Origin of the sequence: Azospirillum sp. (genome assembly GCF_035627195.1) — a bacterium.
Taxonomy (GTDB): domain Bacteria; phylum Pseudomonadota; class Alphaproteobacteria; order Azospirillales; family Azospirillaceae; genus Azospirillum.
Genome location: NZ_DASPMG010000404.1, coordinates 1 through 18,547, shown reverse-complemented (window position 1 = coordinate 18,547; position 18,547 = coordinate 1). Strand labels below are relative to the sequence as shown.

Here is an 18,547-nt window from a genome sequence, read left to right as displayed (position 1 = left end):
GGTCAGAACCGGAAGTAGATGAAGGGGTTGAAGCTGCCGGCGGTGAGCGACGCCGTGCTGGCCAGCATGATGGCGCCCAGCCCCGCCAGCCGCAGCGCCAGCCAGGGCGACAGCAGCAGCGGACGTTCCGCCGTCGCACGCTCGATCCAGGCGTAGGCGCGCTCGGCCACGCGCAGGGAGGCGAGCGAGCCGACGGCGATCACCGCCAGCACCTCCGGGCTCACCGTGTCGATCGGCCACGCGAGGCCGGCCGGCGCGCTGCCCAGCCCGGCCATGGCGCGCAGGTAATCCAGCGCGTGCCCCAGGCTGTCGGCCCGGAAGAACACCCAGCCGGCCAGCACCAGCGCCAGCGCGTAGGCGTGCTGCGCCACCCGCGGCAGCGCCGCCACCAGCGCACCCAGTCCCCAGCGCTCGGCCGCCAGGAAGAAGCCGTGCCACAGGCCCCAGACGATGAAGGTCCAGGCCGCGCCGTGCCAGAAGCCGCACAGCAGGAACACCACGAACAGGTTGAACGCCGTGCGCACCGGCCCGCCGCGGCTGCCGCCCAGCGGGATGTAGAGGTAGTCGCGGAACCATGACGACAGCGAGATGTGCCAGCGCCGCCAGAAGTCCTGAAGGCTGGTCGCCGCGTAGGGGAAGTTGAAGTTTTCCAGGAAGTGGAAGCCCAGGATCCGCCCGATGCCGATCGCCATGTCGGAATAGGCGGAGAAGTCGAAGTAGATCTGCAGCGCGTAGCACACCGCCCCGTACCACGCGAGGCCGGGGGTGAGCTGGTCCGCCGGCAGGGCGAACACCGCGTCGGCCGGCCCGGCGACGACGTTGGCGATCAGCACCTTCTTGCCCAGCCCCACCACGAAGCGCCCGATGCCCGACGCGATGTCGTCCAGCCGCGTGGCGCGCCGCCCGACTTCGCCCGCCACGTCGCGGTAGCGCACGATGGGGCCGGCGATCAGCTGCGGGAACAGCGACTTGTACATGCCGTAGGCGACGAAGCCCCGCTGCGCCTGCACGTCGCCGCGCGCGATGTCGACCACGTAGGAGATGGCCTGGAAGGTGAAGAAGGAGATGCCGATGGGCAGGTGGATGGGGTCCAGGTGCAGGATGCTGCCGCCCAAGGCCGCGTTCAGGTTGTCGGTCAGGAAGTTGGCGTACTTGAACCACAAGAGCGCGCCGAGGTTCGCCACCACCGCCCCGCCCAGCAGCCAGCGCCGCGCCGATCCAGACGCCCCCTGGATGAACAGCCCCGCCGCCCAGTTGAAGGCGATGGAGCCCAGCATGACCAGCACGTACCAGGTCTCGCCCCAGGCGTAGAACAGGATGCTGGCGGCGAAGAGGAAGCCGTTGCGCAGCACCCGCGGCAGCAGGAAGTACCCGGCCAGCACCAGCGGCAGGTAGAAATAGAGAAACGGCAGCGAACTGAAGACCATCCCCGCACCCCCAGGCGCCCGGCCCCCGGGCGTGCGCGGCGACACTACCGGGCCGGGCGGCGCGGTTCAACGGGGGTGTGCGAACAGAAGGGGCGTCGCGCCGCTTCCCCATCGACACCGCCGGCCCGCCGCGCTACATCCCCCGCATGACCGACGCTTCCCTGGCCGCCCGCGCGGTGGCGCTCGACCTCGTGCGCGAGGTGCTCCGCAAGTCCGTCCCGCTCGACGACGCGTTCGACGCGCACCCCGACCTGGGCGCGCTGGAGCCGCGCGACCGCGGCTTCGTGCGCCTGCTGGTCTCCACCGTGCTGCGCCGGCTGGGGCAGATCGACGCGCTGATCGAGGGCAGCCTCGCCAAGCCCGGCCTGCCCAAGGCCGTGGTGCACGACGTGCTGCGCCTGGGCACCGCGCAGCTGGTCTTCCTTGGCACCCCGGCGCACGCGGCGGTCGACACCTCGGTCGAGCTGGCGGCGGCACGCGGGGCGGCCCCCTACAAGGGGCTGATCAACGCCGTGCTGCGCCGCCTGTCGCGCGAGGGGGCGGAACTGGCCAAGGCGCAGGACGCCGGCCGCCTCAACGCGCCGGACTGGCTGTGGCTGGCGTGGCGGCAGGCCTACGGTACCGCCCGCGCCCGCGGCATCGTCGAGGCGCACCTGACCGAGGCGCCGCTGGACGTCACCGTCAAGGAGAACCCGGCCGCCTGGGCGGCACCCTTGGAGGCGACGCCGCTGCCCACCGGCACGCTGCGCCGCCCCGCCGGCGGCGCCATCACCGAACTGCCGGGCTTTGCCGAGGGTGCGTGGTGGGTGCAGGACCTCGCCGCCTCGCTGCCCGCCAAGCTGATGGGCGACGTCAGGGGCAAGCGCGTCTACGACCTGTGCGCCGCGCCGGGCGGCAAGACGGCGCAGCTCTGCGCCATGGGTGCCGACGTGGTGGCGGTCGACCGTTCGGCCCGGCGGCTGGAGCGGGTGAAGGAGAATCTCGCCCGCCTGCACTTGACGGCGGAACTGCTGGCCGCCGACGTCGCCACCTGGGACGCCGGCGCGCCGGCCGACGCCATCCTGCTGGACGCGCCCTGCACCGCCACCGGCGCCATCCGCCGCCACCCCGACGTGCAGCGCCTGAAGCAGCCCGACGACGTGGCCAAGCTGGCGCGCGCGCAGGGGCGCCTGCTGGCGCACGCGGTGGACCTGCTGAAGCCGGGCGGCACGCTGGTCTACTGCACCTGCTCCATCCAGCCGGAGGAGGGCGAGGCGCAGATCGACCGGCTGATCACCAGGGATGATCGGGTGGAGCGTGTGCCCGTCACCCCGGACGAGCTGGACGGGTTGGCCGAGCTGATCAACGAGCGGGGCGAGGTGCGCTCCCTGCCCGGCATGCTGGCCGACCGGGGCGGCATCGACGGCTTCTTTGTGGCAAGACTGCGACGCCTGCCCTAAAGGTTTACCGCTCGCTTGCGGTGGGCGCGCCGAATTGTTACGAACGGGTATGTCCCTGATCGCCCGCGCCCTCACCGCTTTCCGTTGCCCGGCCGGCCTTGCCCGCCGCGGGGCGAGGTAGGCCCATGTCCGGCGTGCGCGACACCTTCGGGCGCTTCCGCGATGGCGTCGCCCAGATCGCCTTCGGCAACCCCATCTATTCCCTGACGCTGGGCGGCCGCGCGCCGACCGCGCTGTCCGTGGTGCCGCCCGATCCCTGGCCGGGCAACGCGGAGGCCGGGGCGGCGCTGATGGCCGGCGTCTACCGCTTCGCCGGAACCGCGGTGAACGGCGATCCGAACGGCGAGGCGCCCTGGCACCCCGTCGGCGCATCGGCCGCCTGGATGGACGCGCTGCACGGCTTCGAATGGATGCGCGACCTGCGCACGGCCGGCGGCGACAACGCCCGGCGGCGCGCGCGCGCCCTGGTCCTGTCCTGGCTGGAGCGCAACGGCACCTGGAACGCGCAGACCTGGGCGCCGGACGTGCTGGGCGCCCGCGTCTCCACCTGGATCGGCCTGCACGACTTCTTCTGCGCCAGCGCCGACGACGAGTTCCGCGCCCGCGTGTTCGACAGCCTGGCCCGGCAGACGCGCCATCTGGCCCGCGTCACCCCCGGCACGCTGGAAGGGGCGGCGCTGCTGGCCGCCATCAAGGGCCTGCTCTACGGCGGCCTGTGCCTGCCCGGCAGCGAGCGGGTGGTGGGCGACGCCCTGCGCCTCCTGGAACGCGAGCTGCCCCGCCAGATCCTGCCCGACGGCGGCCATGTGGAGCGCAGCCCGTCGGTGCAGATGCAGGTGCTGCGCCACCTGATCGACATCCGCGCCGTGCTGCGCGCCGCCCGTGCCGAGACGCCGGAGGCGCTGCAGCACGCCATCGACCGCATGACCCCGGCCCTGCGCTTCTTCCGCCACGGCGACGGCGGGCTGGCGCTGTTCAACGGCGGGCACGAGGAGGAGGCGGCCTTCGTCGACACCGTGCTGGCCCAGGCCGACGCCCGCGGCCGGCCGCTGAAGAGCGCGCCGCACACCGGCTTCGAGCGGCTGATCGCCGGCCGCACGCTGGTGCTGATGGACACCGGATCGCCGCCGCCGTCCGGCCTGGACGCGCGCGCCCACGCCGGCACGCTGGCCTTGGAGGTGTCGGTCGGCAAGGAGCGGCTGATCGTCAACTGCGGCAGCCACGCGTCGGGCAGCGGCCCGTGGCGCGCCGCGCTGGCCGCCACCGCCGCCCACTCCACCGTCGTCCTGGCTGAGACCAACTCGGCCGAGGTGCTGGAGGACGGCGGCCTCGGCCGCCGCCCCGGCCACGTCGGCTGCGAGCGGCAGGAGGTCGAGGGTGCGGTCCTGGTGGTGGCGACGCACAACGGCTACGCCCGCGGTTTCGGCTACCTGCACCGCCGCCGCGTCTACCTGGCCGAGAACGGCGAGGACCTGCGCGGCGAGGACACGCTGGAGCCGGTGTTGGGCGCCAACCCGGCGGCGCAGCCCTTCGTCGTGCGCTTCCACCTGCACCCGCAGGTTCAGGCCTCGGTGATCCACAACGGCCAGCAGGTGCTGCTGCGCCTGCCCAGCGGCGCCGGTTGGCGCCTGCACGCGGCCGGCGGGTTGCTGGAACTGGCCGAGAGCATCTATGTCGGCAACGGCGACGAGCCGCGCCGCACCATGCAGATCGTGGTGACCGGCCATGCCGACGCCAACGGCGCCACCGTCAAATGGGCCCTGCGCCGCGAACGCAAGAGCGGATGAGGCGGCTCTACTGGGCCGCCTGCGCCATCCTGCTGTGCGCCGGGCTGGCCGGGGCCGTCCTGGTCGTCCTGTTTCCGCCTGAACGCTACGACCAGGATGGTCACCTGATCGCCGAGATGCCGCAGGCGTTCGGCGCCGCCCTTGGGCTTGCCGCGCTGGGGGCGGCCGGCCTGCTGGCTGGCGGGCTCGTGTGGGCGATGGTGCGGTTCCGGCGGTGGGGCCGCGGGACGCGCCCGCCGCGGTAACGTGAGAGCAGCCACGCGCACATGGCCCTTGCGCCGCATGGGCAAGGGGGCGTAAATCCCCGCGCAATCCGGGTTTTCGAGAAACATTACCCCTCTTTTGGAGAGGGGGCACAGATGGAGCTTGGCCACATGACCCCCGACACCGTCCGCATCACCCGCGCCCTCATCTCCGTGTCCGACAAGACGGGGCTCGTGGCGCTTGGACAGGCGCTGGCGGCGCGTGGAGTGGAGATCCTGTCCACCGGCGGCTCGGCCCAGCGCCTCGCCGAGGCCGGCGTGCCGGTCAAGGAGGTCTCCGACCACACCGGCTTCCCGGAGATCATGGACGGCCGCGTCAAGACGCTGCACCCGCGCATCCACGGCGGCATCCTGGCCCGCCGCGACGTGCACGCCGACGCCATGGCCAAGCACGACATCCCGCCCATCGACCTCGTGGTCGTCAACCTCTACCCGTTCGAGGCGACGGTGGCGAAGGGTGCGGGCTTCGAGGACTGCGTCGAGAACATCGACATCGGCGGCCCCGGCATGATCCGCGCCGCCGCCAAGAACCACGACTTCGTCGCCGTGGTCACCGATCCCGAGGATTATGAGGAGCTGCTGGGCGAGCTGGAGCGCAACGACGGCGCCACCACGCTGGGCCTGCGCCGCACGCTGGCGCAGCGCGCCTACGCCCGCACCGCGGCCTACGACGCCGCCATCTCCGCCTGGTTCGCCGGGCAGCTGGGCGAGACCTTCCCGCCCCGCTACAGCCTCTCGGGCCAGCTCAGCCAGACCCTGCGCTACGGCGAGAACCCGCACCAGCAGGCCGCCTTCTACGTCACCGGCGAGAAGCGCCCGGGTGTGGCCACCGCCATCCAGCTTCAGGGCAAGGAGCTGTCGTACAACAACCTGAACGACACCGACGCCGCCTTCGAGCTGGTCGCCGAGTTCGAGCGCCCGGCCGTCGCCATCATCAAGCACGCCAACCCCTGCGGCGTCGCCGAGGGAGAGAGCCTGCTGGACGCCTACGCGCTGGCGCTACGCTGCGATCCGGTCAGCGCCTTCGGCGGCATCATCGCGCTGAACCGCCCGCTGGACGCCGCGACGGCCGAGGAGATCTCCAAGCTGTTCGCCGAGGTGGTCATCGCCCCGGACGCCGACGACGCGGCGCGGGCCGTGCTGGCGACCAAGAAGAACCTGCGCGTGCTGCTGACCAAGGACATGCCCGACCCGGCCGCGCCGGGGATGATGATCAAGGCGCTGTCCGGCGGGTTCCTGCTGCAGAACCGCGACTCGGGCCGCGTGGCGGCGGCGGAGCTGAAGGTCGTCACCAAGCGCGCCCCCAGCGAGCAGGAGCTGAAGGACCTGCTGTTCGCCTTCCGCGTCGCCAAGCACGTGAAGTCGAACGCCATCGTCTACGCCAAGGATGGTGCGACCGCCGGCATCGGCGCCGGTCAGATGAGCCGCGTCGACTCGGCCCGCATCGCCGCCATCAAGGCCGCGGAGGCGTCGAAGGCCGCCGGCATCGCGGAGCCGCTGACCAAGGGTTCGGTGGTGGCGTCGGACGCCTTCTTCCCGTTCGCCGACGGCCTGCTGGCGGCGGCCGAGGCCGGCGTGACGGCGGTGATCCAGCCCGGCGGCTCGATCCGCGACAACGAGGTGATCGCCGCCGCCGACGAGAAGGGCCTCGCCATGGTCTTCACCGGCATGCGCCACTTCCGCCATTGACGTGTGGATCCCTCCCCTGCCTCCGACGCTACGTGATGCACACATCTTGGCGGGAACTGAAAAGCCCTTCTCCCCTTGAGGGAGAAGGGTTGGGATGAGGGGGCATTACCGCCGGTAGGCGGGACAAAGAGTCTTGTTCTCCGGCCATTCGGCCGTAATCACCCTCACCCCAACCCCTCTCCCCTCAAGGGAGAGGGGCTTTCGAACGGTTTCATCCCGCCGCGGGTCGGCCCGTCAGCGCCGGTTGGAACTCAACCCAACCTACGCACTCCCGTCATTCACCGCCGGCCGAAGAACATCCGGGTGAACAGCGTCGCCATGTTCGGCGCGCGCGACGGCACGAGGTCGAAGTCGTAGCCCGCACCGCCCAACGTGTCGGCGCCCTCGCTCTCCTCCTCGCGCTCCTTGGCGGGGAAGGGCACCACCTGTCCCGACGCGGCGCGCCGCGTGTGCGGCGGCGTGGCGGGCGCGTTCTTGGACGCGCTTTTGGAATTGCGGGCCAGCGCCTCGTTGATGGAGGCGAACGCCTCGATGTCCTTGATGTGGAGCATGGCCCTTATCCTGCGCAGGTAACCCGGCGTCACGGTAGAGACTACCTATGTTGCACCGCAGCAAGGAATTGTCCAGTGGGAATAGGTGATCCGCACTACCGCGTAGGGCGTAGCGGGTCGCGAACGCCCAGCATCAGCACGAACCCCACGGCGAAGAACACGAGGATGGAGGCCATGCCGGCGCGCTGGCTGGCGAACGCCTCGGTGGCGAAGCCCAGCGCCAGCGGGCCGAAGAAGCCCACCACCCGGCCGGACAGGCCATAGAGGCCGAACATCTCGCCCTGCATGTGCTCCGGCGACAGGCGCGCCATCATCGACCGCCCGGCCGCCTGCGCCGGCCCGAAGAACAGCCCCAGCCCCAGCGCCAGCACCCAGAACGCCGTCTTGTCGGTGGCCAGGATCAGCGGCACGCCCGACACGATCAGCCCGGCCACGCTGATCAGGATGGTGCGCCGCGCGCCGAACCAATCGTCGATCCAGGCGAAGCCGACCGCACCCAGCCCCGCCACCACGTTCAGCACGATGGCGAACAGCACGATCTCCTCGAAGCTCATGCCGAAGGTGCCGGCTGCGTAGATGCCGCCGAAGGCGGTGATCGTGTTGATGGCGTCGCGGTAGAAGGCCGACGCGATCAGGAAGCGGCCGATCTGCCTGTACTGGCGCGCGTGGCCGATGGTGCGCCACAGCGTCGCCAAGCCCTCACGCACCGCCCGGCCCAGCGGCTTGGCCGGTCCCGGCTCGTCCGGCACCCACAAAAACAGCGGCAGGGAGAACAGCCCGAACCACGCCGCCACCAGCAGCGCCGTGGCGCGCACGTTCTCCTGGTCCGTGGTGGAGAACAGGCCGAAGACGGGTGCCTCGTTGTTCACGAAGCCGAACAGCGCCACGATCAGGCAGGCCAGCCCGCCGAAATACCCCGTGCCCCAGCCCCAGCCCGACACCCGCCCGAACATGGACGGCGGCGCCACGGCCGGCAGGCTGGCGTTGTAGAAGACGTTGGCCAGCTCGAACGCGATGGTGCCCAGCGCCACGCAGACCAGGGCCAGCGCCATCGACGACGGGTCCGGCTTCACCCACCACAGCGCCGTGGTGAAGGCGACGGTGAGTGCTGTGAACAGCGCCAGCCACGGCTTGCGCCGTCCGGTGTGGTCGGCCACCGCCCCCAGCACCGGGCTGAGGATGGCGACGGCCAGCCCGGCGGCGGCCATGGCGCGGCTCCACGCCGCCGTCCCCAGCACCTCGTCCCGTGCCACGGCGCGGGTGAAGTAGACGGCGAAGACGAAGGTGGTGATGACCGTGTTGTAGGCCGAGTTGGCCCAGTCGTAGAGGCACCACGCGGCGATGGCGCGGCGGTCGGGGGCGATCATGCGGTGGCGGTCATTCTGCGGCGGGCGGGACCGCGGCGATCCGCGTGGGGATGAGCGCGTTGATGGTCGCGCGCTGCTCGTCCAGGCGCCCGTCGATGCGCGCCAGCATCTGAAGAACCTGCGTGAGGGTGTTCATCATATCGGCCTGTCCCTTCTTCAGGGCGGCGATATCGTCCTTCATGGCCGTGACGTCGCTGGTCAGCGTGTTGACGTCGCGCTCGATCCGGCCGAGGCGTTCTTCCATGCGGGCCTCCTGGTATCGGAGGTAGTCTAACCGATCGGGGATGCGCTTCCAACCGCATCCGTCCATGGCACGTGTTTGCGCGGTATAGTCTCAGGGCGAACGCCGCCGGAGGTCATCCCCATGCCCAAAGCCATCCTCTTTGCCCTGTCCGCCCTGCTGCTTGCGTCATGCATGGAGAGCCGGGCGCAGACGCCGCTGACGGCGGCGCCACCGCCCGCCCCGTCGTCCGCGCCGGACACCGAGGCCGCCTGCGCGCAGGCCGGCGGTCGCTGGGGGAAGGGCGGCATGCGCGGCCTGCCGATGTGCTTCCAGGACTACGCCGACGCGGGCGAGACCTGCACCTCGGCCGCCGACTGCCAGGGCCGCTGCATCATCCAGGCCGACGGCAGCGGCCAATGCCAGAAGACGCGGCCGCAGTTCGGCTGCTTCCGCTATCTCGACCAGCAGGGGCGGGTCATCGGCCTTTGCGCCGATTGACCTCTGCGCCGATTGACCTCTGCGCCGATTGACCTCTGCGCCGATTGACAGGTGCATTTCCCTCCCGCACGCTCAGGCAAAAATAGGGAGGGGAACGCCATGCAGACGGCGTCGCACGTGCTCGCCATCGACCAGGGCACGACGTCTACCCGCGCCATCCTGTTCGACCGCGACGCGCGGCCGGTCGCCTCGGCGCAGCGGGAACTGCGCCAGTTCTACCCGGCCGACGGCTGGGTGGAGCACGACGCCGAGGACATCTGGAACGACACCGTCGCCGTCATGCGCGCCGCGCTGGAGAAGGCCGGGCTGGGCGCGCACGCCGTCGCCGCCATCGGCATCACCAACCAGCGCGAGACCACCGTCCTGTGGGACCGCCGCACGGGCGAGCCGGTGCACAACGCCATCGTCTGGCAGGACCGCCGCACCGCCGATCTCTGCCGCCGCCTGACCGCCGACGGGGCGGAGCCGATGGTGTGCGAGCGCACCGGCCTGCTGATCGATCCTTACTTCTCCGCCACCAAGCTGCGCTGGCTGCTCGACACCGTGCCCGGCGCGCGGGATCGGGCGGAGCGTGGCGAGCTGGCCTTCGGCACGGTGGACTGCTTCCTGCTGTGGCGCCTGACCGGTGGCCGGGTGCACGCCACCGATGCCAGCAACGCCTCGCGCACCCTGCTGTTCGACATCCGCAAACAGGATTGGGACGACGACCTGCTGCGCCTGTTCGGCGTGCCGCGTTCCGTCCTGCCGCACGTCCTGGACAACGCCGCCGACTTCGGCGTCGCGGAAGCCGCGGTGCTGGGTGCCCGCATCCCCGTCACCGGCATGGCCGGCGACCAGCAGGCGGCCACGGTGGGGCAGGCGTGCTTCCAGCCGGGCATGATCAAGTCCACCTATGGCACCGGCTGCTTCGCGCTGCTCAACGTCGGCGACACCTTCGTGCCGTCGAAGCACCGCATGCTGACCACCGTTGCCTACCGCTTCGGCGGCAAGCCGACCTACGCCATCGAAGGGTCGATCTTCGTGGCCGGCGCGGCGGTGCAGTGGCTGCGCGACGGGCTGCGCCTGATTCCCGACGCCGCCAGCAGCGAGTACCACGCGCGCGAGCTGCCGGACACCGGCGGCGTCTATCTGGTGCCGGCCTTCACCGGCCTGGGCGCGCCGCACTGGGATCCGGACGCGCGCGGCGCCATCCTGGGCCTGACGCGCGACAGCGGGCTGGCGCACGTGGTGCGCGCGGCACTCGAGTCGGTGGGCTACCAGACCCGCGACCTGATGGAGGCGATGAGCACCGACGGCGGCACCGCGCCGGAGGCGCTGCGCGTCGACGGCGGCATGGTGGTCAACGACTGGGTCTGCCAGTTCCTGGCCGACATCCTGGGCGTGGCGGTGGAGCGCCCCGACGTCACGGAGACGACGGCGCTGGGTGCCGCCTACCTCGCCGGCATGCAGGCGGGCGTGTACGGCGGGCTGGACGCGATATCCGCCGCATGGCGCTGCCAGCGGCGGTTCGAACCGCGCATGGACGCCGCCGTGCGCGACCGGCTCTACGCCGGTTGGCGGGCGGCGCTGGCGCGCGTACGCTCGCGTTGACGCTTCGTTACCAAAGCTTCACGCAAGCGACACACCCGCGAAACCGGAGCCGGCTAGGGGATCCACCGGACCTGGAACACAGAGCTGGGCACAAAGAAGCAGGGAGATGGGACCGATGAGCAGCATGCGCATTCTGGCCGCCGGCACGGCGGTGGCGCTCGTGGCCGCCGCGAGCGCGGCGCACGCCCAGCAGAAGACGGTGGTGGAGTTCTGGCACGGCCTGCCGCAGCCGCTGGGCGGCCAGCTGGAGCAGCTGGTCCAGGACTTCAACAAAAGCCAGGACAAGGTGCAGGTCAACCCGACCTTCAAGGGCTCCTACCCCGAGACGATGCAGGCCGCCATCGCCGCCTTCCGCGCCGGCAACGCGCCGCACATCGTGCAGATGTTCGAGGTGGGCACCGCCACCATGATGGCCGCCGGCCCGGCCATCAAGCCGGTCTACAAGCTCCTGGAGGAGACGGGCACGGCGCTGGACCCCAGCGCCTACCTGCCGGCGGTGCGCGGCTACTACTCCACCGCCGACGGCAAGATGATGGCGCTGCCGTTCAACAGCTCCACCGCCGTCATGTTCTACAACAAGGACGCCTTCCAGAAGGCCGGCCTGGACCCGAACGCCCCGCCGCAGACTTGGCCGGCGCTGGTCGACGCCGCGCGCAAGCTGAAGGCGGCCGGCATCGCCTGCCCCTACACCACCTCCTGGCCGACGTGGGTGCAGTTCGAGCAGTTCTCGGCCATCCACGACCTGCCGCTGGCCACGCAGGAGAACGGCTTCAAGGGCCTGAACGCCGAACTGAAGATCAACAGCCCGTTGCACGTGAAACATCTGCAGACGCTGATCGACATGCACAAGGAGGGGCTGTTCAAGTACGCCGGCCGCGACACGGCGGCGGACGCCCTGTTCCCGTCGGGCGAATGCGCCATGCAGACGGCGTCTTCGGGGCTGCGCCTGCGCATCTCGCGCGAGGCGAAGTTCGCCTGGGCCGCGGCCATGCTGCCCTACTGGCCGGAGGCCGCGGGCGCCCCGAAGAACGGCGTGATCGGCGGTGCGGCGTTCTGGGTGATGACCTCGCCCAAGCGCACGGCGGATGAGTACAAGGCGGTGGCCGAGTTCTTCAGGCATCTCGCCCAGCCGTCGGTGGACGCCAAGTGGCACATGGACACCGGCTATCTCCCCGTCACCTTCCAGGGATTCGAGCAGGCCAAGGCGGCCGGCTTCTACGAGAAGAACCCGGGGGCCGACGTGCCCTACCAGCAGATCACCCGCTCGGCCGTGACGGTGAACTCCCGCGGGTTCCGCCTGGGCAACCTGCCGGAGATCCGCAACATCATCCAGGAGGAGATGGAGAAGGCCTTCCAGGGCCAGCAGTCGGCCCAGCAGGCCCTCGACGCCGCCGTCCAGCGCGGCAACGCCGTGCTCCGCACCTTCGAGCGCGCCAACAGGGGGTGAGAAATTACCCTCTCCCGCCTCGGGAGAGGGTGGCCGCGAAGCGGCCGGGTGAGGGTATAGTCAAGGATCCTTGCGCTTACCCTCACCCTCCCGCCCTCTGGGCGGGCCCCTCCCTCTCCCGGGGCGGGAGAGGGAAGAAAAGGATCCCCATGCAGCGCCGCGTCGTGTTCGGCAACCGCATCCTTCCTTACCTGCTGCTGGCGCCGCAGGTGGCGGTGACGCTCGTCTTCTTCCACTGGCCGGCGGCGCAGGCGGTGGAACAGTCCATGCTGCTGCAGGATGCCTTCGGCCTGCGCCGGCAGTTCGTCTGGTTCGAGAACTTCGAGCTGGTGCTGGCCGATCCCAACTACCGGCACACGGTGTGGGTCACCGTGATCTTCAGCGCCGCGGTCACCGTGCTGTCCATGACGCTGGCGCTGCTGTTCGCCGCTCTCGCCGACGCCGGCATCCGCGGGCGCAACCTCTACAAGACGCTGCTGATCTGGCCCTACGCGCTGGCTCCGGCGGTGGCGGCGGTGCTGTGGGTGTTCATCGTCCACCCGGACATCGGCGTGCTGGGGCGGGCGCTGAACGCGTGGGGCGTCGCCTGGGACTACCGGCTGAACGACAACCAGGCGCTGCTGATGGTCATCCTGGCGGCGGCGTGGAAGCAGGTGTCGTACAACTTCATCTTCTTCCTGGCCGGGCTGCAGGCGATCCCGCGCTCGCTCTTGGAGGCGGCGGCCATCGACGGGGCGGGGGCGGGGCGGCGGTTCTGGACCATCACCTTCCCGCTGCTGTCGCCGACCACCTTCTTCCTGCTGGTGGTCAACGTCGTCTACGCCTTCTTCGAGACGTTCGGCGTCATCCACGCCATGACCAGGGGCGGACCGGGCAAGGCGACGGAGACGCTGATCTACCGCGTCTACGTCGACGGCGTGATCAACAACGATCTCGGCGGCTCCTCGGCGCAATCGGTGATCCTGATGCTGGTGGTGGTGGCGCTGACGGCCCTGCAGTTCCGCTTCATCGAGCGCAAGGTGCACTACGCATGACGGCCCATGAAAAGCCCTGGCGCCGCATCATCGACCTTGTGCCGCACCTCGTGCTGATCCTGGGCGTGCTGGTCTTCGCCTTTCCCATCTACATGACGCTGATCGGCTCCACCTGGGACGCGGCGACCATCGCGCGCGGCAACCTGCCGCTGACGCCGGGCGGCGAGGCGGCGGCCAACTACGCGGCGGCGTGGAGCGAGGGGCGGGGCGAGCGCGTCACCGGCACGCCGGTCCGCATCATGATGGTCAACAGCCTGATCATGGCGCTGAGCATTGCGGTGGGGAAGATCGCCATTTCCATCCTGTCGGCCTACGCGGTGGCGTTCTTCCGCTTCCCGGGCCGCATGCTGTTCTTCTGGATAATCTTTGTCACGCTGATGCTGCCGGTGGAGGTGCGCATCATCCCCACCTACAAGGTGGTGGCGGACTTAGGCTTGATCGACACCTACGCCGGGCTGACCATCCCGCTGATCGCGTCGGCCACCGCCACGCTGCTGTTCCGCCAGTTCTTCCTGACCATCCCGGACGAGCTGGTGGAGGCCGCCAAGATCGACGGGGCCGGGCCGGTGCGCTTCTTCTTCGACGTGCTGCTGCCCCTGTCGCGCACCAACATCGCCGCACTCTTCGTCATCCTGTTCATCTACGGCTGGAACCAGTACCTGTGGCCGCTGCTGGTCACCTCCAGCCGCGAGATGCAGACCATGGTCATCGGCATCACGCAGATGATCGGCACCGGCGAGAGCGCTACCGACTGGAACATCATCATGGCGACCACGGTGCTGGCGCTGCTGCCGCCGGTGGCGGTGGTGGTGGCGATGCAGCGCTGGTTCGTCAAAGGCCTCGTGGACAGCGAGAAGTAATCCATGGCGACGGTCGATCTGCGCGGCGTGCGCAAGTCCTACGGCAACGTGCAGGCGATCAGGGGGATCGACCTCGCGGTGGCGGACGGGGAGTTCCTGGTGATGCTGGGCCCCTCCGGCTGCGGCAAATCCACGCTGCTGCGCATGGTGGCGGGGCTGGAGGCGATCACCGGGGGCGAGGTCGCCATCGGCGGGCGCGTGGTCAACGGCCTGGAGCCCAAGGACCGCGACATCGCCATGGTGTTCCAGAACTACGCGCTCTACCCGCATATGAGCGTGTACGACAACATGGCTTACGGCCTGAAGATCCGCGGGCTGGCGAAGGCGGAGATCCGCGCGCGCGTCGACAAGGCCGCCGAAATCCTGGAACTGGGCGCCTTGCTGGAGCGCCGGCCCAGCCAGCTCTCGGGCGGGCAGCGCCAGCGCGTCGCCATGGGCCGCGCCATCGTGCGCGAGCCGGCCGTCTTCCTGTTCGACGAGCCGCTGTCCAACCTGGACGCCAAGCTGCGCACGCAGATGCGCGTGGAAATCAAGCGCCTGCAGGACCGCCTGCGCATCACCAGCCTCTACGTCACCCATGACCAGGTGGAGGCGATGACGCTGGCCGACCGCATCATGGTGATGAACCACGGCGTGGCCGAGCAGGTCGGCACGCCGCTGGAGGTCTACCAGCGCCCGGCCAGCCTGTTCGTCGCCGGCTTCATCGGCGCCCCGCCGATGAACGTGGTGGACGCCCGCGTGGCGGACGACGGTGCGGGCGTGGTGCTGCCCGGCGGCGAGCGCCTCGCCCTGCCGCGCCCGTATGCGGACCACGCCGGCCGCCCGGTGAAGCTGGGCGTGCGGCCGGAGCACCTGCGGCCGGCGCCGGACGGCCCCCTATCCTTACACGTGGAACTGGTCGAGGCGCTGGGCGCCGACACGGTGGTGCACGGACGGCTATCCGGCGGCGCCGTGCTGCTGGCCCGCCTGCCCGGCCTGCCGACCTGCCGGGCGGGCGACACGGTCGCCCTGGCGGCCGAGCCGGACGCGCTGCACCTGTTCGAGGTGGAGAGCGGGCGACGGATCGACTCGTAGACGGCTGATTCTCGCAGTAGAATGGTCGGAAATCCCGGAGGGAGAGACCGACGACCATGACCACGAATCCGATTCCCCCCTTCCACCTCGCCTTCCCCGTCCGCGACAAGGAGGAGGCGCGGGCGTTCTACGCCGGGCTTCTGGGCTGTCCGGTCGGGCGGGAAAGCGACCGCTGGATCGACTTCAACCTGTACGGCCACCAGATCGTCGCCCACGTCTCCGAGGAGGCGGGGGCCAATGCCACCAACCCGGTGGACGGCGAGGACGTGCCGGCCAGCCACTTCGGCGTCATCCTCGGCTGGGACGATTGGCACCGGCTTGCCGATTCGCTGAAGGCGGCGGGGCTCAAGTTCCTGATCGAGCCGCAGATCCGCTTCAAGGGTCAGGTCGGCGAGCAGGCGACCATGTTCTTCCTCGACCCCAGCGGCAATGCGCTGGAGTTTAAGAGCTTCCAGGACATGAGCCAGATCTTCGCGCGGTAGGGCCGTGCCCCCACCCCGGCCCTCCCCCTGCGGAGCAGGGGGAGGGGGAGGGAGCGATCACTTCGCGATCACGCCGCAGGCGATGCGGTTGCCGGAGTTGCCGGCGGGGTCGGTGGCGTAGTCGTCGACGCCGGCGTGCACGATCAGGGACGCGCCGTCGGCGTCGAACACGTTGCTCGGGCCGTCGGTCAGGGACACCCGGTGGGTCATCATCTCGAACCGCGCGTGGCCGCGCTCGTCCACGAAGAAGTTCGGCAGGTCGCCGGCGTGCATCTCGGTCGCGCCCATGCCGTGCTTGGCGTTGGTCGGGTTGAAGTGGCCGCCGGCGGCGGCGAAGTCGGGCTCGCACTTGCCGACGGCGTGGATGTGGACGGCGTGCCAGCCGGGGGCGACGTTGTCCAACTCGCCGCGAATCACCACGCCGTGCGGGTGCTGCTGCAGGGTGACGGTGCCCAGCGCCTTGCCCTGCGCGTCCTTCATGGCGGCCTTGGCGGTCGCGGGCGTCTGCGCCGAAGCGGCGCCGATGCCCAGCAGGAGGACGGCGGCCGCTGCGGCGGTGGCACAGGCGGTAATGGTGCGTGTCATGATGGCTCACTCCCTGACGTGCGCCGCGTCGTTGCGCGGTTCCGCAACAGTCGGCTACGGAAATCGTGGCGCGTCAACGTCGCTCATGGATATAGATGCGGCATTCGGCCGCGTGATCGCTGGACAGGGATGCGCCCGGTTTGCACTATGATCGGCCATGATAAAGACAAAGGGAGTGTGACGGGCATGGCATCGCGGCTTGAGACGCTGTGTCAGGAAAAGGGACTGAAGATGACCGGCCAGCGCCGCGTCATTTCCAAGGTCCTGTCGGAGGCCGAGGATCACCTCGACGTGGAGGAGGTGCACCGGCGCGCCGTGCGAATCGACCCGCGGATCTCCATCGCCACCGTCTACCGCACCATGCGCCTCTTGGAGGACGCGGACGTGGTTGAGAAGGTGGACTTCGGCGACGGGCGCGCCCGGTACGAGGAAAAGCGCGGCATCCACCACGACCACCTGATCGACACCAGCACCGGCCGGGTGATCGAGTTCACCAACCCCGAGCTGGAGGCCATGAAGGAGCGGATCGCCCGCGAACTCGGCTACCGCATCGTCGGCCACCGGCTGGAAATCTACGGCGTACCCCTGCGCGACGACGACAAGGGCGAGGGCAAAGGGGTATGACATCCTCCGCCGCGCTTGCGCCCCTGGCTCCTTCGGGGTTAGATTAGCGTCTAAACGAAGCTGCCGCGTTTGGCGGCATGGTGTGGACGGCCATCATGATCGCGGAGAAGCTGCTTCAGGCGGCCAGCGCGTTGGAGGATGCGGGCGTCCCCCAGGACGTGCTGGGCCGGCTGTACGAATCCTTCGCGCAAGCCGCGCTGATCCAGGCCGGCGTGTCGGTCGACCTGATGGGGCTGTGCGGCTTCGACAACCCGGCGGCCCATTTTCCGCCGCAGGGCGTCGGCCGCTGGCGCCGCGCGCCGGGGCAGGCGTTGCGCCTGGGCTTCTCGGACGACTCGTAGGCTTCAGGCTCAACGCTTCGTCACGCGCTCCAGCAGGTATTCGGCGGAGAACTCCTCCACCTTCATCGGGCGGTCGAACTGCGGCGGCTTCTCGGTGTTGTCGATGCCGCTGGCCATATAGCGCCCGCCGGGAATGTCGAAGGTGAACTCCATGGTCGGCAGGAACGCCGGCACGTGGGACATCTGGATGCCGTGCGCCTCGGCGTAGCGCACCAGTTCGCCCGCGTCGTTGTAATGGTCGGCCATGACGATCTGCCAGGAATCCTCGTCGATGTAGTAGACCCGGCGCGGCAGGCCGTGGCGCAGGCCGCGCTTCAGCGTCGCCTCCACCACCCACACGCGGTGCAGCTCGTAACGCAGGAAGGCCGGGTTGGGGTGCGACGCCCACAACAGGTCGGGCAGCACGAGTCCCGCGCCGTTCAGCCGGTAGGCGTTGTAGGGCACGTACATCTCGCGCCGGCCGGCCAGGTTGAAGTCGAACCGGTCCATCATGCCGCTGAACATGTCGCGCATATCGGCGGTGCGGATGCCGCTCGTCGCCGGGTCCAGCGTGTCGTAGGCGTAGTCGGGTGCCCGCAGCACGCGCGGCTCCCCCGGCGGGCGGTACCAGCCGGCGAAGGGACGGCGAAGCGGGTCCAGCGACAGGTGCAGCAGCAGCGTGCCGCCCGCCACCTCGCGCGGCTTCACCCCGACCCGGCGGTAGTAGCGGCCGATGGCGTCGCCCATGCCGGCGGCATAGGGCGACAGCGTCTCCTCCCGGTACATGGTGACGGTGGCGTTGCCGTGCTCGTCCGGCACGGCGATGCCGTCGAAGCGGGTCAGCGTGTCGCCGCGCCAGCGCAGCACGTGGTTCCACATCGCCTGCGCGCCGTTCTTCGGGATGGGGAAGGGGATGCCGACGCGGGCGTCGCGCACCCCCAGCCCGTTCTCGGCCAGCGCGGCGCGGCCGCTGTTGGCGATGGTCTCGTCGTAGACGCGCTGCGGCAGGGCGGCGGTGCGGCGCGTCAGGTAGACCGGCACCTCGAACGAACCGGGGTACTTGCGCAGCAGCGCCTTCAGCCCGCCGGACAGACGGATGGCGAAGCGGTCCAGTTCCTGCGCCTGCACGGTGAACCAGCGCGTGTCGTCGACGAAGGGGTCGGGGTGCGGCTGGCCGGGCACGTAGTCCTTGGGCGGCACCGTCAGGCCGCCGGTCCAGGCCGGGATGGTGCGCGGCCCGTTGGCGGCGCGGATGGCGCCCAGCGGCGTCAGCTCCCCCTCCAGCGG

19 protein-coding genes are annotated in these 18,547 nt (G+C 70.2%); 13 read left to right on the top strand and 6 right to left on the bottom strand.

What is annotated here, in order from left to right; translation table 11 throughout:
• Positions 1 to 2 precede the first annotated feature (2 nt).
• Positions 3 to 1,427 carry an MBOAT family protein gene (locus VED21_RS34640; RefSeq protein ID WP_324890473.1) on the bottom strand — a complete coding sequence of 475 codons (1,425 nt, stop codon included), beginning with the start codon at positions 1,425 to 1,427 and terminating at the stop codon, positions 3 to 5.
• A gap of 146 nt (positions 1,428 to 1,573) precedes the next feature.
• Here VED21_RS34640 and VED21_RS34635 point away from each other — a divergent pair, with 146 nt between their 5' ends.
• The 4 genes from VED21_RS34635 (at position 1,574) to purH (ending at position 6,605) form a co-directional block, all read left to right on the top strand.
• Complete coding sequence (locus VED21_RS34635; protein WP_324890472.1) at positions 1,574 to 2,866, top strand: RsmB/NOP family class I SAM-dependent RNA methyltransferase; 1,293 nt, start codon at positions 1,574 to 1,576, stop codon at positions 2,864 to 2,866.
• Positions 2,867 to 2,991: 125 nt separating this feature from the next.
• A complete protein-coding gene (locus tag VED21_RS34630) occupies positions 2,992 to 4,653 on the top strand; it encodes a heparinase II/III family protein (protein WP_324890471.1) in 1,662 nt (553 codons plus the stop codon).
• On the top strand, positions 4,650 to 4,898 hold the full coding sequence (locus VED21_RS34625; RefSeq protein WP_324890470.1) for a hypothetical protein: 249 nt from the start codon (positions 4,650 to 4,652) through the stop codon (positions 4,896 to 4,898). The genes VED21_RS34630 and VED21_RS34625 overlap by 4 nt, the downstream gene beginning before the upstream one ends.
• 129 nt (positions 4,899 to 5,027) lie before the next feature.
• Positions 5,028 to 6,605, top strand: a complete 1,578-nt coding sequence (purH, locus tag VED21_RS34620; RefSeq protein ID WP_324890469.1) for a bifunctional phosphoribosylaminoimidazolecarboxamide formyltransferase/IMP cyclohydrolase — start codon at positions 5,028 to 5,030, stop codon at positions 6,603 to 6,605.
• Between the two features lie 278 nt (positions 6,606 to 6,883).
• Here purH and VED21_RS34615 read toward each other — a convergent pair whose 3' ends face one another.
• From VED21_RS34615 to VED21_RS34605, 3 genes are all read right to left on the bottom strand, one after another.
• Positions 6,884 to 7,156, bottom strand: a complete 273-nt coding sequence (locus VED21_RS34615; protein ID WP_324890468.1) for a hypothetical protein — start codon at positions 7,154 to 7,156, stop codon at positions 6,884 to 6,886.
• Between the two features lie 95 nt (positions 7,157 to 7,251).
• Positions 7,252 to 8,523, bottom strand: coding sequence for an MFS transporter (locus VED21_RS34610; RefSeq protein ID WP_324890467.1), 1,272 nt, complete (start codon positions 8,521 to 8,523; stop codon positions 7,252 to 7,254).
• 10 nt (positions 8,524 to 8,533) lie between these two features.
• Complete coding sequence (locus VED21_RS34605; RefSeq protein WP_324890466.1) at positions 8,534 to 8,767, bottom strand: hypothetical protein; 234 nt, start codon at positions 8,765 to 8,767, stop codon at positions 8,534 to 8,536.
• Between the two features lie 120 nt (positions 8,768 to 8,887).
• Between VED21_RS34605 and VED21_RS34600 the strand changes: the two genes are divergently transcribed.
• The 7 genes from VED21_RS34600 (at position 8,888) to VED21_RS34570 (ending at position 15,731) form a co-directional block, all read left to right on the top strand.
• Entirely contained in the window at positions 8,888 to 9,244 is a 357-nt protein-coding gene (locus tag VED21_RS34600) for a hypothetical protein (RefSeq protein ID WP_324890465.1), read from the top strand.
• Positions 9,245 to 9,343: 99 nt separating this feature from the next.
• Positions 9,344 to 10,834: a glycerol kinase GlpK gene (glpK, locus tag VED21_RS34595; protein WP_324890464.1), complete on the top strand. Its 1,491-nt coding sequence runs from the start codon at positions 9,344 to 9,346 to the stop codon at positions 10,832 to 10,834.
• A gap of 115 nt (positions 10,835 to 10,949) precedes the next feature.
• A complete protein-coding gene (gene ugpB, locus VED21_RS34590) occupies positions 10,950 to 12,281 on the top strand; it encodes a sn-glycerol-3-phosphate ABC transporter substrate-binding protein UgpB (RefSeq protein ID WP_324890463.1) in 1,332 nt (443 codons plus the stop codon).
• A gap of 149 nt (positions 12,282 to 12,430) precedes the next feature.
• The gene (gene ugpA / locus VED21_RS34585; protein WP_324890462.1) at positions 12,431 to 13,315 is read left to right on the top strand and encodes a sn-glycerol-3-phosphate ABC transporter permease UgpA; all 885 of its coding nucleotides are present in this window, start codon (positions 12,431 to 12,433) and stop codon (positions 13,313 to 13,315) included.
• The gene (gene ugpE, locus VED21_RS34580; protein WP_324890461.1) at positions 13,312 to 14,175 is read left to right on the top strand and encodes a sn-glycerol-3-phosphate ABC transporter permease UgpE; all 864 of its coding nucleotides are present in this window, start codon (positions 13,312 to 13,314) and stop codon (positions 14,173 to 14,175) included. Before ugpA ends, ugpE begins: the two co-directional genes overlap by 4 nt.
• Positions 14,176 to 14,178: 3 nt before the next feature.
• Positions 14,179 to 15,249, top strand: a complete 1,071-nt coding sequence (locus tag VED21_RS34575) for a sn-glycerol-3-phosphate import ATP-binding protein UgpC (protein WP_324890460.1) — start codon at positions 14,179 to 14,181, stop codon at positions 15,247 to 15,249.
• A 56-nt stretch (positions 15,250 to 15,305) separates the two neighbouring features.
• The gene (locus VED21_RS34570; RefSeq protein ID WP_324890459.1) at positions 15,306 to 15,731 is read left to right on the top strand and encodes a VOC family protein; all 426 of its coding nucleotides are present in this window, start codon (positions 15,306 to 15,308) and stop codon (positions 15,729 to 15,731) included.
• Between the two features lie 57 nt (positions 15,732 to 15,788).
• On the opposite strand, the gene VED21_RS34565 is transcribed toward VED21_RS34570, so the two are convergent.
• Positions 15,789 to 16,316 (bottom strand): superoxide dismutase family protein, encoded by a 528-nt coding sequence (locus VED21_RS34565; RefSeq protein ID WP_324890458.1) that lies wholly within the window; start codon positions 16,314 to 16,316, stop codon positions 15,789 to 15,791.
• Between the two features lie 186 nt (positions 16,317 to 16,502).
• Between VED21_RS34565 and VED21_RS34560 the strand changes: the two genes are divergently transcribed.
• Positions 16,503 to 16,940, top strand: a complete 438-nt coding sequence (locus VED21_RS34560; RefSeq protein WP_324890457.1) for a Fur family transcriptional regulator — start codon at positions 16,503 to 16,505, stop codon at positions 16,938 to 16,940.
• Positions 16,941 to 17,035: 95 nt separating this feature from the next.
• Positions 17,036 to 17,281, top strand: coding sequence for a hypothetical protein (locus VED21_RS34555; RefSeq protein WP_324890456.1), 246 nt, complete (start codon positions 17,036 to 17,038; stop codon positions 17,279 to 17,281).
• 9 nt (positions 17,282 to 17,290) lie between these two features.
• Here VED21_RS34555 and VED21_RS34550 read toward each other — a convergent pair.
• On the bottom strand, positions 17,291 to 18,547 hold a 1,257-nt coding region (locus VED21_RS34550; RefSeq protein ID WP_324890455.1), incomplete at its 5' end, for a DUF1329 domain-containing protein.

Excerpts from the sequence above, each read along its gene's own strand:
- VED21_RS34615 (WP_324890468.1), bottom strand. The coding sequence starts at position 7,156 with ATGCTCCACATCAAGGACATCGAGGCGTTCGCCTCCATCAACGAGGCG.
- ugpA (WP_324890462.1), top strand. The coding sequence starts at position 12,431 with ATGCAGCGCCGCGTCGTGTTCGGCAACCGCATCCTTCCTTACCTGCTG.
- ugpE (WP_324890461.1), top strand. The coding sequence starts at position 13,312 with ATGACGGCCCATGAAAAGCCCTGGCGCCGCATCATCGACCTTGTGCCG.
- VED21_RS34630 (WP_324890471.1), top strand. The coding sequence starts at position 2,992 with ATGTCCGGCGTGCGCGACACCTTCGGGCGCTTCCGCGATGGCGTCGCC.
- VED21_RS34560 (WP_324890457.1), top strand. The coding sequence starts at position 16,503 with ATGGCATCGCGGCTTGAGACGCTGTGTCAGGAAAAGGGACTGAAGATG.
- VED21_RS34570 (WP_324890459.1), top strand. The coding sequence starts at position 15,306 with ATGACCACGAATCCGATTCCCCCCTTCCACCTCGCCTTCCCCGTCCGC.
- ugpB (WP_324890463.1), top strand. The coding sequence starts at position 10,950 with ATGAGCAGCATGCGCATTCTGGCCGCCGGCACGGCGGTGGCGCTCGTG.
- VED21_RS34555 (WP_324890456.1), top strand. The coding sequence starts at position 17,036 with ATGATCGCGGAGAAGCTGCTTCAGGCGGCCAGCGCGTTGGAGGATGCG.
- VED21_RS34640 (WP_324890473.1), bottom strand. The coding sequence starts at position 1,427 with ATGGTCTTCAGTTCGCTGCCGTTTCTCTATTTCTACCTGCCGCTGGTG.
- VED21_RS34600 (WP_324890465.1), top strand. The coding sequence starts at position 8,888 with ATGCCCAAAGCCATCCTCTTTGCCCTGTCCGCCCTGCTGCTTGCGTCA.
- VED21_RS34610 (WP_324890467.1), bottom strand. The coding sequence starts at position 8,523 with ATGATCGCCCCCGACCGCCGCGCCATCGCCGCGTGGTGCCTCTACGAC.
- VED21_RS34575 (WP_324890460.1), top strand. The coding sequence starts at position 14,179 with ATGGCGACGGTCGATCTGCGCGGCGTGCGCAAGTCCTACGGCAACGTG.
- purH (WP_324890469.1), top strand. The coding sequence starts at position 5,028 with ATGACCCCCGACACCGTCCGCATCACCCGCGCCCTCATCTCCGTGTCC.
- VED21_RS34565 (WP_324890458.1), bottom strand. The coding sequence starts at position 16,316 with ATGACACGCACCATTACCGCCTGTGCCACCGCCGCAGCGGCCGCCGTC.
- VED21_RS34605 (WP_324890466.1), bottom strand. The coding sequence starts at position 8,767 with ATGGAAGAACGCCTCGGCCGGATCGAGCGCGACGTCAACACGCTGACC.
- VED21_RS34635 (WP_324890472.1), top strand. The coding sequence starts at position 1,574 with ATGACCGACGCTTCCCTGGCCGCCCGCGCGGTGGCGCTCGACCTCGTG.
- VED21_RS34625 (WP_324890470.1), top strand. The coding sequence starts at position 4,650 with ATGAGGCGGCTCTACTGGGCCGCCTGCGCCATCCTGCTGTGCGCCGGG.
- glpK (WP_324890464.1), top strand. The coding sequence starts at position 9,344 with ATGCAGACGGCGTCGCACGTGCTCGCCATCGACCAGGGCACGACGTCT.